This is a genomic window from Rhodococcus sp. HNM0569 (genome assembly GCF_012726205.1).
Taxonomy (GTDB): Bacteria; Actinomycetota; Actinomycetes; order Mycobacteriales; family Mycobacteriaceae; genus Rhodococcus_F.
Map to the genome: position 1 here is coordinate 233629 of NZ_JAASAE010000001.1, position 12867 is coordinate 246495.

The following is a 12867-nucleotide window of genomic DNA, read 5'->3' on the forward strand; positions in this document are numbered from 1 at the left end:
CCAGTACCTCCCGTGTCCGTATTGCAACGAGTGTCCGCTCCGCTGCGTACGGTGGTGGTTCAGCCCGCCGCACCGCAGGTTGCTGTCGTAGTCGAAAGCTGTACGGTTCGATCCGGTGTGCACCCACCGGGACCGCCCCTGCGCTCGTGCACACGCGAAACGGAGTCGTCACGGTGTACGTCGTCATCATGGGATGCGGACGCGTCGGTTCATCCCTTGCCGACGCGCTGACCCGTATCGGACACGAGGTCGCGGTCATCGACCGGGACCCCACCGCCTTCCTGCGGCTCGACCCGCAGTTCCCCGGCCGCACGGTCGTCGGAATGGGCTTCGACCGCGGTGTGCTCGCCGAGGCGGAGGTCGAGCGCGCCGAAGCGTTCGCCGCGGTGTCCTCGGGCGACAACTCGAACATCATCGCGGCCCGCGTCGCGCGCGAACAGTTCGGTGTCGAACGGGTCGTCGCCCGCATCTACGACGCGAAACGCGCCGCCGTGTACGAACGTCTCGGCATTCCCACGGTCGCGACCGTCCCCTGGTCGACGGACCGCTTCCTGACGAGCCTCACCCGCGACAACGAGCTCGCGAAGTGGCGCGACCCGTCCGGCACCGTCGCGGTCACGCAGCTGCGGCTGCACGACGGGTGGCGCGGCAAGCGCGTCTTCGAGCTCGAGGAGCAAACCGGTTCCCGTGTCGCATTCCTCGTGCGGTTCGGCACCGGGCTGTTGCCGAACGCGAAGACCGTCATCCAGGCCGAGGACGACGTGTACGTCGCCGCGGTGTCCGGCACGGTCGCCGAGGCGATCGCGCTCGCCGAGCAAGCACCCGACGAAGAATGAGCCACATGCCCTGCTACGTGAACGGATCGAGTCTGTGAGAGTCGCCATTGCCGGAGCCGGCGCTGTCGGCCGTTCGATCGCACGCGAGCTGCTGCGCGCCGATCACGAAGTGATGCTCATCGAGCGCAAGTACGAGCACGTCGAACCCGAGGCGGTGCCGCAGGCGACGTGGGTGCACGGCGACGCCTGCGAGTTGAGTCTGCTCGAGTCGGCTCATCTCGAACGCTACGAGGTCGTGATCGCCGCGACCGGCGACGACAAGGCGAATCTGGTCCTGAGCCTGCTCGGCAAGACGGAGTTCGGGGTGCGCCGCGTCGTGGCGCGGGTCAACGATCCGCGCAACGAGTGGCTCTTCGACGACTCGTGGGGCGTCGACGTCGCGGTGTCGACGCCGCGCATCCTGGCCTCGCTCGTCGAGGAGGCCGTCGCCGTCGGCGATCTCGTGCGCCTCATGACATTGCGTCAGGGGCAGGCGAACCTGATCGAGGTGACGCTGCCCGACAACACCGCACTCGCCGGCAAGCCGGTACGCAAGCTCGAGCTGCCACGCGACGCGTCGCTGGTGACGATCCTGCGCGGCGGACGGGTCATCGTTCCGCAGCCGGACGATCCACTCGAGGGCGGCGACGAGATCCTGTTCGTGTCCACCGCGGACGCGGAGGACGAGTTGCGCGCGGCGGTCGGCCTGGCCGAACCCGCACACTCGGGCGACGACGCGGAGCCGCCGCACATCCCCTGACCCGCCGGGCGGGCAACGCGTCAGCGCGCGTGGCGACCACGCGGACGACGCGATGTGACGGTCTTGTCGAGTTCGTCCACGTCGAGCTCGGGGTCCTCTGGTTCGTCTGCAGCGAGCGGAGGTTCGACGAGCCGGTCCGCACGGCGCACGGCCCAGATCGTGACGACGAGGGCGACGCCGGTGAGCGGCCAGCCCATCGCGATACGCGCGAAGGCGAGCCAACCGGTGTGGTCGGAGTCGTACAGCTGCGACTGCACGAGATAACGCGCCGCGAACACGACGGCCCATGCGGCGGTCGCGATGTCGTACGCGCGCACCGCGCCGCGCGTGCCACGCCACAGGCTTCCGTGCCCGTTGAGGAAGCCCCAGATGACGCCGACGAGCGGCCAGCGCGCCGCGATCGACACGACGAAGACCGCGGCGTACACGAGGCTCGTGTAGATGCCGAACAGGAAGTAGCCCTTGGCGTCGCCGGTGCGGTGCGCGATGAAGGCCGAGATACCGACGCCGAAGAAGCCCGACACCGCGGGCTGGAGCGGTTCGCGGCGGATCAGGCGTACGACCATGATCGCGGCGGCGACACCGAGTGCCGTCCAGATCGCGACGGTGAGATTCCAGAGCGCGTTGACCGGCACGAACACCAGAATCGGCACCGACGAGTAGACGAGACCGCTGAGTCCGCCGAGCTGGTCGAGAATCGACGGCTCGCGGGCGTCGTCGGTGTGCTCGTCCGAGATCGGGCGCTCGGGAGAGGCCGGGCGCTCGCCGGAGATCGGGTTGTTCGAGTCGGTCACTCTATCGAGAGTGCCACAGGGTCACGCGCGAACCACAGTGCCGCCGTGTGCAGCATCGGTCAGGAGTCGTCCCTCAGCTCGTAGTACGGGTTGAACACGACCTTGCGGCCGTCTCGTTCGCCGACGCGACCGCGCACCAGCAACCGCTTGCCGGTCTCGATACCGGGGATGCGGCGACGCCCGATCCACACGAGCCGGATCTCGTCGGTGCCGTCGAAGAAGTCGGCTTCGACCGACGGATTGCCGCCCTTCGGGGGTGTTTCGACGCTGCGCAGCCTGCCCAGCATGGTGACCTCGTCGCCGCGGCGACAGTCGCATGCGTGGCTCGCGCCCGACGCGAGCGACTCGTCGGCCATCTCCTGCGCGTCCCTGTCCTGCACGTCCTCGGTGAGGCGGCGGGTGATGCGACGTAGGTAACCGGCCGTCGCGGATGCCATGGCGAGCTCCTGAGGTGCGCGGCGGCCGGTCGGCCACCGCTGGTGACGATGCTGTACTACCCGCCACTGTAGCCCGGATTGGTCTCGACAACTACACCGGTGTCACCGCCGTCACGCCGGTTCGGCAGTATCGTCGTGTGCTGTCGTCAACACATACGCTCACCTGGCCCGATGCCGCGGTCGTCCTGCCCGGGACGGGCTCCGACGCCACCTTCGCGCACGCCGCGTTCGCGTCGGCGCTGCGTGCCCGCGGGGTACGGACGGTCGTCGCGGTCGAACCCGATCCCGATGCGGTCGTCGCGAGCTACGAACGGGCGCTCGAGGACGCCGCGGAGCGCGGACCGGTCGTCGTCGGAGGAATCTCGCTCGGTGCCGTCGTGGCACTCGACTGGGCCGCCCGGCGCGCCGAAAGGGGATTCGAGACATTCGGCGTCCTGGCGGCGCTCCCGCCGTGGACCGGCGACCCCGTGCGCGCGCCCGCTGCGGTGAGCGCACGCATGACCGCGGAGTCACTCCGCGCGCAGGGCCTCGACGCCGTGCTGACCCACATGCAGGCCACGAGCCCGGACTGGCTCGCCGCGGCACTCACCCGCTCGTGGCACTCGCAGTGGCCGGGCCTGCCGAACGCACTCGACGAAGCCGGCCGTCGACACGCCCCGGACGCGGAGGCTTTGGTCCGCACCGGTGTTGCCGTCGGCATCGCCGCTGCGACCGACGACCCGGTGCACCCGCACGCGGTTGCCGCGGAGTGGAACCGGCATCTGCCTCGTAGCCGGATGTGTGAGCTCACCCTCGACGAGATCGGTGCACGCCCGGCGCTGCTGGGCGAGCGGGCCGCCGACGCACTCGAACGGGCACTGCAAGCCTGACAGCGCGTGCGTGCCGCGAGGCGTCAGCATCCAGGTGGCGCGCGGCGTCAGCGTCCCAGTTGTTGCATCGCCGAACCCGATTCGCCGCGTCGGGGTCCACCGGGCTGTGCGGGCGGCTGCTGCGCGGGAGGTTGCTGCGCGGGCGGCTGCTGTGGCACGGGCGGCTGGCCTGCACCCGCCCCCTCCGGCGTGCCCGCCGGTGGCTGCACTGCCTGGGCTTGCTGGGCGGCGAGTTGTTCGCGCTGTTGCTGTTGCGCCGCCTCGAGCTGCTCGACGAGCGGTGCAGGCAGCACGATCGGCAACGGCGTGCGCACCGGATGCGGCTCGGTGCCACGCTTGACGATCGTCTCGCGCAGGATCATCCGAGCGGTGGTCGCGAGCGGTGAGTCGGCCGCGTTGTTGCCCGCAGGCGATGCGACGACGACGCGCACCATCCAGCGGTAGCCGTCGGCGCCGAGGAAACGCAGATCCGCGTTCGGCGTGACCGCGAACACCTCGCGCCCCCACGGGCCGTTCTCGATGCTGACGTCCGCCTTGTCGTCCCGCAGCGACTGGGCGAGTTCCGAGGCGACGTCGCGCCACTGTCCCGGCGACTTGGGTGCGGCATACGCGGCGACGGTGATCCGGCCGTGCTGCGTCACGATGTGGACGGCCTGGGGCGCGCCGCTCTGCGCCATCTCGACCTGGATCTGGCCGCCTTGCGGCATCGGCACGAGGACCGAACCGAGGTCGAGCCTGCCCGCGGCCGGATCGACGTCGTCGTCGAGGTCGTCGAAGTCGTAGGGTCCACCGTCCGACGGCTCGACCCGATCGAAATCGTCGCCGCCCTCTTCCCGGCCGTCGACCTCGTCGTACTCGTCGTACTCGTCGTACTCGTCGTACTCGTCGTATCGAGCCGCCTCGTCGTAGCGGTCGTCGGCAGCGGCGTCGTTCTTCTTGCGGCGTCCGAACATGATCAGGCTCCTTCGATCGAGACAGCTGACTGCCGCGGGTGCTGCGTCGCGGCGAGACCGGCATGGCCGCCGCTCGACCCGTACCCACCGACCCCGCGGCTGGTGTCGTCGAGCGCATCCACCTCGGTGAACTCGACGAGTTCGACTCGCTGCACGAGCAGTTGCGCTATCCGGTCGCCACGCCGGATCTCGATCGGGGTAGCCGGATCGAGGTTGATCAGGCACACCTTGATCTCGCCGCGATAGCCGGCGTCGACGGTGCCCGGCGTGTTCACGATCGACAGTCCCGCGCGGGCCGCGAGCCCGGAACGCGGATGGATCAGACCGACCGTGCCGACCGGGAGGGCGATCGCGATGCCGGTACCGATCAGGACACGCTCGCCGGGATCGATCACGACGTCGGTGGTGCTGTGCAGGTCGACACCCGCGTCTTCGGGGTGCGCACGGCGCGGCAACGGGAGCTCGGGGTCGAGTCGCTGGAGGGCAATCGGTGGAAGGTCGCTCACGTGGGTCGAGACTACTCGCACACCACCCGGGCGGGACCGCACCGCCGCCGGGCACACTATCCTGGACCCCGTGTCCGATACGCCTTCGCATCCGCGCACCTCGTCCGAGTACGGGCAGCCCCGGCCTGTGCAGTCGGTGCTGTACTCCGAACGCCTCCGGGTGCCGGTGTGGTGGTGGGTCGCAGCCCTCGCCGTCGCAGCGCTCCTCGCCGCGGAGGTGCACATGGGTGCGCCCGGGCTGCGGGCGTGGCTGCCCTACGTGATCCTGCTGCCGCTCGCAGGCGGCGTGATGCTGTGGCTCGGCCGGTTGCGCGTCGAGGTACTCGGCGACGCGGGGAACGGTGGCTCATCGGACGGTCCGTTGTTCCGAGTCGGCGACGCGCGGCTGCCGGTGTCGGTGATCGCCCGGGTCGCCGAGGTCCCCGGCACCGCGAAGAGCGCGGCACTCGGCAGGCAGTTGGATCCGGCCGCGTTCGTGCAACACCGCGTGTGGGTCAAGCCGATGGTGCTCGTCGTACTCGACGACCCGGACGATCCGACGCCCTACTGGCTGGTCAGTACCCGCAAGCCCGCGGAGGTCGTCGCCGCACTGGAGAGCGCCCGCGCATCACGGTGACCGTGTCGCGGCGGCGGTCGGAAGTCCGACCACCGCGGCGACCGTGACCTGCACTCATGCGCAGTCGCGGCACAACAGTTCGGTGGAACCTTCGTTGGCGAGCCGGCTGCGGTGATGGACGAGGAAGCAGCTCGAGCACGTGAACTCGTCCGCCTGCTTCGGCACCACACGCACCGACAGTTCCTCGCCGGACAGGTCGGCACCCGGGAGTTCGAACGACTCCGCGGTCTCCGACTCGTCGACATCCACGACCGCGGCTTGCGCTTCGTTGCGCCGCGCCTTCAACTCCTCGAGCGAATCCGCCGACACCTCGTCGGAGTCGGTCCGCCGCGGGGCGTCGTAATCAGTCGCCATATCTGTTCGTTCCTCATCTTTCTTCCGTGGCCTCCGCACGCACCTTCGTTGGGCGCGCGATCGGCCGTGCACATGCCATGACCCGCTCGTGGGAGGCACCAGCACCGGGACGAGATTGCCGTCCCGGCTTTGCACAACGCCCGTGCCGCTCCATTGGTGCCCGAATCGGCGAAGAGAAATCATGATCTGCCTCACTTCCCCGACCAGCAGCGATCCGGGCCGGCGCGCACTCCGCGCCGACGGCGCAGGCTGCGCTCCGGACGCGATCTCCGTCGGCCCGGGCGGGCAGACACTAGCCCACCGGCACACCCGGCGCGTAACCGGCTCCCCGTGCCCTGCACGGCCGGGCGTGTCGGCGTGCTGTCGGTCACCACGGCCGCGGCACTCTAGAGTGAGGTGCGTTCCCACCGCACGGGGGATCGACCGGGACAGGCACCCGCGCAGGGTCGCGGGTCCGCTAGGGAGAAGTCGAGGACACTGTGGTTTCACTGATCACCGAGGGCAGCTCCACCGACAGGCACGGTCGCCCGTTCCGTCGGCGCCGGGCGACACCGGTGATCGTGCTGCTCACGGTCTTCGCGGTCGTCGCGGTCGCGGTGTGGATCCGGGTGCTCACCACGACGTCGGAAGCGTCCGCCGCATCGGTCACGTGCAACGATCCGACGCTCTCGCAGCCGCTCGCACCCGATGCGCCCACTCCCCCTCCGCTCGGCGAACGCGTCGACTCGGACGTGCTGGCCGACGTCGCGCCCGCGCCGCTGTCGGCCGCGAAGGTCCGCGTGTACAACGGCAACGGCGAACACGGCCAGGCCGCGCAGGTGGCCGCGGAACTGAGCGACTACGGCTTCGCGAGCGCCCCCGACGTGCAGGCCGGCAACGACCCCGTCTACGTCGACCAGAACCTGCAGTGTCAGGGCCAGGTGCGTTTCGGTCCCAACGGCCTCGCGGCCGCGAGCGCGGTGTGGCTGGTCGCCCCGTGCGCCGAGCTCATCCAGGACGAGCGCACCGACGACGTCGTCGATCTCGCGCTCGGCACGTACTTCGGCAAGCTGTCGCCGAACACCGATGCCGACGAGGTGTTGCGCGCACTCGCCGAGGCGTCGCCCGACACCGAGGCCGCACCGCTCGATCCCGACCTGCTCGCCGCGGCCCGCAGCGCACGCTGCTGACCCCGGCGCTCACGCCCGGCTCGCCCCTTCCGGCAGTGCTCGGTCGACACCCAGCTCCGCGAACACACGCGCCATCTCGTCGGCGATACCGGGTGCCGCGGCAACCGTGAGCCGCCCGTCGGCTCCCGTCGACTCCGCGTCGGGCAGCACGAGCACCGCGCCCGCTTCGGCCGCCACCAGCGCGCCCGCTGCCCAGTCCCACGGGCTCAGCCCGTGCTCGTAGTGCGCGTCGACACGACCCGCGGCGACCATGCACAGATCGAGAGCTGCGGAGCCGACACGCCGGATGTCGCGCACGCGCGGCAACAACGCGGCGACGAGCTCGCCCTGCGCACGCCTGCGGGTCGCGCTGTATGCGAAGCCGGTGGCGACGAGCGCCATCGACAGGTCGGTCACCCGGTTGCACCGCAGCGTGCTCACGTCGCCCGACGGGTCGGCGACCGTCGCTCCGCCACCTGCCGCCGCGCTGTACACGTCGCCCGCCGCGACGTCGACGACCGCGCCCGCGACCGAGCGGCCGCCGATCTGCGCCGCGATCGACACCGCATAGGCCGGCAGGCCGTACAGGAAGTTCACGGTGCCGTCGATCGGATCGACGACCCACCGAACGCCGTCGGCGTCCGCTCCCGCCTGCTCCCCGCCTTCCTCGCCGAGGATCGCGTCGCCGGGGCGCAGGCGCGCGAGCAGCGTGCGGATCAGCCGCTCCGACTCGGTGTCCACCACCGTGACCGGATCGGTTGCGGTGGACTTGGCCGCGACCGAGCCTGCCTCGGCGCGGGCGGTACCGGACCGGCCGAACAGTGCGGGCCGCGTCGACCGCACCAGTTCGGCGGCCTCGAGTGCGACGTCGACCGCGACGCGCCGCAGCTCGTCGTAGAAGGATGCGGACGGGGTGGACTGCGAAGACGATCCCGGAATGCTCACCGCTCCATCGCATCACACGGAACCATGCGAACAACTAATCTTCGAGTCGGAACGGCGGACGCTGTTCGGGCGGCACGGCACAGGGAGCGCGGATGACCAACACGAGTTTCGGGGTCGACGTCGGCGGCAGCGGCGTCAAGGGTGGCGTCGTCGACCTCGACACCGGCGAACTCGTCGGCGACCGGATCAAGATCCTCACCCCGCAGCCGGCCACGCCGGACGCGATCGCCGCGACGGTCCTCGAGATCGTGCGGCAGGCACGGTGGGACGGGCCGGTCGGCATCACGCTGCCCAGCGTCGTCACCGAGGGCATCGTCCGCACCGCGGCCAACATCGACCACGCCTGGATCGGCACCGACGCGAAAGCGTTGTTCGGCACCATACTGGGCGGCCGGGACGTCGCGATCCTCAACGACGCCGACGCTGCGGGCAAGGCCGAGGATCGCTACGGCGCGGGCAAGGATTTCGAAGGCGTCGTCATCCTGCTCACCTTCGGCACGGGTATCGGCTCGGCCATCATCCACAACGGCGATCTCGTCCCGAATACGGAATTCGGTCACCTCGAGGTGCGCGGGAAGGAGGCGGAGCACCGCGCGTCGTCGGGTGCGCGACAGGCGAAGGGCTGGGGCTACAAGCGCTGGGCGAAGGAGGTGTCGCTCGTTCTCGAAACCTACGAAGCCCTGTTGTGGCCCGACCTGTTCATCGCGGGCGGCGGCATCAGCCGCAAACACGAGAAGTGGATTCCCCACCTCACGAATCGCACGAAGGTCGTGCCGGCGCAGCTGTTCAACACCGCGGGCATCGTCGGTGGCGCGATGGCGGCAGCCGAGGCCGCGGCCCGCCGGGCGTGAGGTCACGGCGGGAGAAAGGGTTCACTGCGACGCTCCGTTCACGTCGGTCGTTACAGCCTCTACCGATCCGGTCGTTACAATGAAGGGGCCCGGCTGCGCGCCGGCCGAATCAGTAGACCTCTCCGCCGGACGACACTCTGGCGCGACGCCGCACGACACCGTCACGAAAGGGCGTACGTGGCAGCCACCGATACACGTCAGACTGCTGACCCCGATGCACAGTCCGCAGGACCGGATGCGCCGGCCGCCGAAGAGGTGAGCGGCGACACGAAGGTCGACGGCTCGACTCCCGCGGCCAAGAAGACAGCCAAGAAGGCGCCCGCGAAGAAGGCGGCTGCCAAGAAGACAGCCGCCAAGAAAGCTCCCGCCAAGAAGGCCGCGAAGAAGACCGCGGCCAAGAAGGCGACCGCCAAGCAGGGTGAGCCCGGGGACGGCGACGCCGAGGTCGACATGGACGACATCGACGTCGCAGACGGCGACCTCGCGGAAACCGACGAGGTCGAGGTCGCGGACGACGAGGTCGAAGAGCCCAGCGAGAAGGACAAGGCCTCCGGCGACTTCGTGTGGGACGAGGAGGAGTCCGAGGCGCTGCGTCAGGCACGCAAGGACGCCGAGCTGACCGCATCGGCCGACTCGGTCCGCGCGTACCTCAAGCAGATCGGCAAGGTCGCGCTGCTCAACGCCGAAGAAGAGGTCGAGCTCGCCAAGCGCATCGAGGCCGGGCTGTACGCCACCCAGCTCATGCAGGAGTTCGCCGAGAAGGGCGAGAAGCTCCCCGTCGCGCAGCGCCGCGACATGAACTGGATCTGCCGCGACGGCAACCGCGCGAAGAACCATCTGCTCGAGGCCAACCTTCGTCTCGTCGTGTCGCTCGCGAAGCGCTACACGGGCCGCGGCATGGCCTTCCTGGACCTCATCCAGGAGGGCAACCTCGGCCTGATCCGTGCCGTCGAGAAGTTCGACTACACGAAGGGCTACAAGTTCTCGACGTATGCGACGTGGTGGATCCGCCAGGCCATCACGCGCGCGATGGCCGACCAGGCGCGCACCATCCGCATCCCGGTGCACATGGTCGAGGTCATCAACAAGCTGGGCCGCATCCAGCGCGAGCTGCTCCAGGACCTCGGCCGCGAGCCGACGCCGGAGGAGCTGGCCAAGGAAATGGACATCACGCCGGAGAAGGTGCTGGAGATCCAGCAGTACGCGCGCGAGCCCATTTCTCTCGACCAGACGATCGGCGACGAGGGCGACAGCCAGCTCGGCGACTTCATCGAGGATTCGGAAGCGGTCGTCGCGGTCGACGCGGTGTCGTTCACGCTGCTCCAGGATCAGCTGCAGTCGGTGCTCGAAACGCTGTCCGAGCGCGAAGCCGGTGTCGTGCGGCTCCGTTTCGGCCTGACCGACGGCCAGCCGCGCACGCTCGACGAGATCGGCCAGGTCTACGGCGTCACGCGCGAGCGCATCCGTCAGATCGAATCGAAGACGATGTCGAAGCTGCGCCACCCGTCGCGTTCGCAGGTGCTGCGCGACTACCTCGACTGATTTTCTCGGCGACCCCGAGTCCCTCGAGACGCCCTTGTCACGACGGCCCGCCTTACGGCGGGCCGTCGTCGTGTCCGGGTTCGGCGAGGTTCGGGTCAGCCGGGTACCGCGGCGACGTACGCATGTGTCACGTACGGCAGCCGTACCTCGCGGCCGCCGGTGAGATCCGCGACGGCTGCGAGCACGCGGAGACGCTGCGCGTCGTCCGCGGCGAGGTACGGGCTCCGGCTACGCACCATCGCGTCGAGGCCGGCCGGCGACATCGTCCGCGTCCACGAGTGCGTGCGGTGGGTGAATCCTGCGAACGGGGCCCGCACCTCCGGACCACCGGTGTCGATCAGCGTTTCCGCAGGCGACGACCCGATCGCATCGTCGAGCGCCCGCGCGAACGAGTCGCCCGGGTCGCGGATGTTCCAGATCAGGACGAGCACCCCACCCGGCCGCAGCACCCGTGCCGCCTCGCACGATGCGGTGGCCGCGTCGACCCAGTGCCACGCCTGCCCGTAGGTGACGGCGTCGACCGACGAATCCGGAAGCGGGAGCGACTCTCCCGCGCCGACGAGCGTGCGCACCTCGGGTGCGCTGTCGCCGAGTGCGTCGAGCATCCGGCGATCGGGATCGATCGCGGTGACGTCGTGACCGAGTCGCCGCAGCACCGCGGTCAGCTTGCCCGTGCCCGCGCCGACGTCGGCGACCGTGTGGGCGCTCTCCGGCACGACCAGGCGCACGAACTGCTCCGGGTAGTCGGGCCTGCCTGCGCGGTACTCGTCGACGGCCGAACCGAACGACTGCGCACGAGTGGAGGTGTCGTCCTCCTTCACAGGCCGAGTTCTCCGTTCACAGGCCGAGTTCTCTCTGTGTGCGGCGCAGAGTCTCGGCCGAATCGTGCAGTGCGGCGCGTTCGTCGTCCGACATCGGGACGTCGAGAACGCGTTCGGCGCCACGCGCGGACACCACCGTCGGCAGCGACAGGCACACCCCCGACACACCGACCGCTCCGGTCTGCAGCGTCGACACCGGCAGCACGACGCGTTCGTCGCGCAGCACGGCTTCGATGATGCGGACCGTCGACAACCCGATCGCGAGATTGGTCGCACCCTTGCCCTTGATGATCTCGTAGGCGGCGCCGACCACTTCGTCGGCGATCGCGCGACGCTCGGGTTCGCCGAACACCACGCCGGTCGCGGTGCGGTAGTCGTGCAGCGGCGTGCCACCGATGATCGCGCTCGACCACAACGGGATCTCGGAGTCGCCGTGCTCACCGACGATGTACGCGTGCACATTCGCGACCGTCAGGTTGACGCGGCGGCCGATCAGGTAACGCAGCCGGCTGGTGTCGAGCAGCGTGCCCGAACCGAAGATCCGCGACCGGTCCCCGTTGCCCGCCTCGAGCGCCGCCATCGTGACGACGTCGACCGGATTGGTGACGTACAGGATCACGGCGTTGGGCGAGTGTCTCAGCAACTCGGGGGTGAGTTGCTGGGCGACCCGCACATTCGCACCCGCGAGGTCGAGTCTGCTCTGCCCGGGTTTCTGTTTCGCGCCCGCGGTGACCACGACGACCGCCGAGCCCGCGGTGATCGCGACGTCGTCGGAACCGATGACGTGACAGCGGGGCACGAACTGCGAACCGTGGTTCAAATCGAGCACCTCGGCCCGCGTGCGGGCGCCGTCCAGGTCGTACATCGCGAGGGTGCCTGCGGTGCCGCGAATCAACGCCGCGTAGGCGATCGCGACTCCCACGCTGCCCGCACCCACAATCGAGACCTTCGCCACCTCGCTCGTCGCCGACGTCATGTCCACCATGATCGCGCGCCGACGTCGGCCGCGGGGCCGGATCGGCGCACGACTGCCGCGTCAGCGCAGCGGCGGAAAGGTGCCGTCGTCGCCGGGCAGGTACGGATCGACCGCGAACACCGCGTCCACCGGGATCGGTCCGTACAGGTGCGGAAAGCGCATGCCGTCCGGGTCGGCGGGGACGCCGGGCTCGAATCGCACGGGTGCACCGAGTCGGGCCGCGTCGAGCCGAAGCATCACCATGTCGGTGCGGCCCCCGAAGAGACGATTCGCGGGGAGGTGGACCTGTTCGGGTGTCGACAGGTGTACGAAACGGTCGGCGGCGGCGCCGTGTGGGTCGAAGCCGTCCGGCCGCCGCTCACCCTCCGCACGGGAGCGTTCCCACTCGGCACGGGAGCACAGATGCACGAGTTCGAGCCCCTCGGTCATGTCGCCCGCGCGCTGATTCGACACGCTCCCACCGTAGCGGGATGCGCCGTG

At 69.8% G+C, this 12867-nt stretch carries 16 protein-coding genes; 7 read left to right on the forward strand and 9 right to left on the reverse strand.

Annotated elements, in window-relative coordinates; translation table 11 throughout:
* Window positions 1–173 precede the first annotated feature (173 nt).
* On the forward strand, window positions 174–836 hold the full coding sequence (locus HCA44_RS01060; protein ID WP_169646887.1) for a TrkA family potassium uptake protein: 663 nt from the start codon (window positions 174–176) through the stop codon (window positions 834–836).
* Window positions 837–870: 34 nt separating this feature from the next.
* Window positions 871–1575 carry a TrkA family potassium uptake protein gene (locus tag HCA44_RS01065; RefSeq protein WP_169646681.1) on the forward strand — a complete coding sequence of 235 codons (705 nt, stop codon included), beginning with the start codon at window positions 871–873 and terminating at the stop codon, window positions 1573–1575.
* A 20-nt stretch (window positions 1576–1595) separates the two neighbouring features.
* Here the strand turns inward: HCA44_RS01065 and HCA44_RS01070 are convergent, their stop codons facing one another.
* Together HCA44_RS01070 and HCA44_RS01075 are read right to left on the reverse strand one after the other, a co-directional pair.
* Window positions 1596–2312: a DUF3159 domain-containing protein gene (locus HCA44_RS01070; protein ID WP_346764533.1), complete on the reverse strand. Its 717-nt coding sequence runs from the start codon at window positions 2310–2312 to the stop codon at window positions 1596–1598.
* A 116-nt stretch (window positions 2313–2428) separates the two neighbouring features.
* The gene (locus HCA44_RS01075; protein ID WP_169646682.1) at window positions 2429–2806 is read right to left on the reverse strand and encodes an OB-fold nucleic acid binding domain-containing protein; all 378 of its coding nucleotides are present in this window, start codon (window positions 2804–2806) and stop codon (window positions 2429–2431) included.
* 137 nt (window positions 2807–2943) lie between these two features.
* Here HCA44_RS01075 and HCA44_RS01080 point away from each other — a divergent pair, with 137 nt between their 5' ends.
* Window positions 2944–3675 carry an alpha/beta fold hydrolase gene (locus tag HCA44_RS01080; RefSeq protein ID WP_169646683.1) on the forward strand — a complete coding sequence of 244 codons (732 nt, stop codon included), beginning with the start codon at window positions 2944–2946 and terminating at the stop codon, window positions 3673–3675.
* A 47-nt stretch (window positions 3676–3722) separates the two neighbouring features.
* Here the strand turns inward: HCA44_RS01080 and HCA44_RS01085 are convergent, their stop codons facing one another.
* Both HCA44_RS01085 and dut read right to left on the reverse strand, forming a co-directional pair.
* Window positions 3723–4628, reverse strand: coding sequence for a DUF3710 domain-containing protein (locus HCA44_RS01085; RefSeq protein ID WP_169646684.1), 906 nt, complete (start codon window positions 4626–4628; stop codon window positions 3723–3725).
* 2 nt (window positions 4629–4630) lie between these two features.
* Complete coding sequence (gene dut, locus HCA44_RS01090) at window positions 4631–5134, reverse strand: dUTP diphosphatase (protein ID WP_169646685.1); 504 nt, start codon at window positions 5132–5134, stop codon at window positions 4631–4633.
* Between the two features lie 136 nt (window positions 5135–5270).
* Here dut and HCA44_RS01095 point away from each other — a divergent pair, with 136 nt between their 5' ends.
* Window positions 5271–5750: a DUF3093 domain-containing protein gene (locus tag HCA44_RS01095; protein ID WP_169646889.1), complete on the forward strand. Its 480-nt coding sequence runs from the start codon at window positions 5271–5273 to the stop codon at window positions 5748–5750.
* A 54-nt stretch (window positions 5751–5804) separates the two neighbouring features.
* Here the strand turns inward: HCA44_RS01095 and HCA44_RS01100 are convergent, their stop codons facing one another.
* Window positions 5805–6104, reverse strand: coding sequence for a DUF4193 domain-containing protein (locus tag HCA44_RS01100; RefSeq protein ID WP_169646686.1), 300 nt, complete (start codon window positions 6102–6104; stop codon window positions 5805–5807).
* 479 nt (window positions 6105–6583) lie between these two features.
* On the opposite strand from HCA44_RS01100, the gene cei reads away from it, so the two are divergent.
* Window positions 6584–7273 (forward strand): envelope integrity protein Cei, encoded by a 690-nt coding sequence (gene cei, locus HCA44_RS01105; protein ID WP_169646687.1) that lies wholly within the window; start codon window positions 6584–6586, stop codon window positions 7271–7273.
* Window positions 7274–7282: 9 nt separating this feature from the next.
* Here cei and HCA44_RS01110 read toward each other — a convergent pair whose 3' ends face one another.
* Complete coding sequence (locus HCA44_RS01110) at window positions 7283–8191, reverse strand: inositol monophosphatase family protein (protein ID WP_346764534.1); 909 nt, start codon at window positions 8189–8191, stop codon at window positions 7283–7285.
* Between the two features lie 98 nt (window positions 8192–8289).
* Between HCA44_RS01110 and ppgK the strand changes: the two genes are divergently transcribed.
* Together ppgK and HCA44_RS01120 are read left to right on the forward strand one after the other, a co-directional pair.
* Window positions 8290–9048 carry a polyphosphate--glucose phosphotransferase gene (gene ppgK / locus HCA44_RS01115; protein WP_169646688.1) on the forward strand — a complete coding sequence of 253 codons (759 nt, stop codon included), beginning with the start codon at window positions 8290–8292 and terminating at the stop codon, window positions 9046–9048.
* A 93-nt stretch (window positions 9049–9141) separates the two neighbouring features.
* On the forward strand, window positions 9142–10590 hold the full coding sequence (locus tag HCA44_RS01120; RefSeq protein WP_206037566.1) for an RNA polymerase sigma factor: 1449 nt from the start codon (window positions 9142–9144) through the stop codon (window positions 10588–10590).
* A 95-nt stretch (window positions 10591–10685) separates the two neighbouring features.
* Here the strand turns inward: HCA44_RS01120 and HCA44_RS01125 are convergent, their stop codons facing one another.
* Genes HCA44_RS01125 through HCA44_RS01135 form a run of 3 tightly spaced genes read right to left on the reverse strand, consistent with a single transcriptional unit; the run spans window position 10686 to window position 12816 of the window.
* The gene (locus HCA44_RS01125) at window positions 10686–11411 is read right to left on the reverse strand and encodes a class I SAM-dependent methyltransferase (protein ID WP_169646689.1); all 726 of its coding nucleotides are present in this window, start codon (window positions 11409–11411) and stop codon (window positions 10686–10688) included.
* Between the two features lie 16 nt (window positions 11412–11427).
* Window positions 11428–12387, reverse strand: coding sequence for an L-lactate dehydrogenase (locus HCA44_RS01130; RefSeq protein ID WP_169646690.1), 960 nt, complete (start codon window positions 12385–12387; stop codon window positions 11428–11430).
* A 60-nt stretch (window positions 12388–12447) separates the two neighbouring features.
* Window positions 12448–12816, reverse strand: coding sequence for a DUF952 domain-containing protein (locus tag HCA44_RS01135; RefSeq protein WP_169646892.1), 369 nt, complete (start codon window positions 12814–12816; stop codon window positions 12448–12450).
* Window positions 12817–12867: the final 51 nt, after the last annotated feature.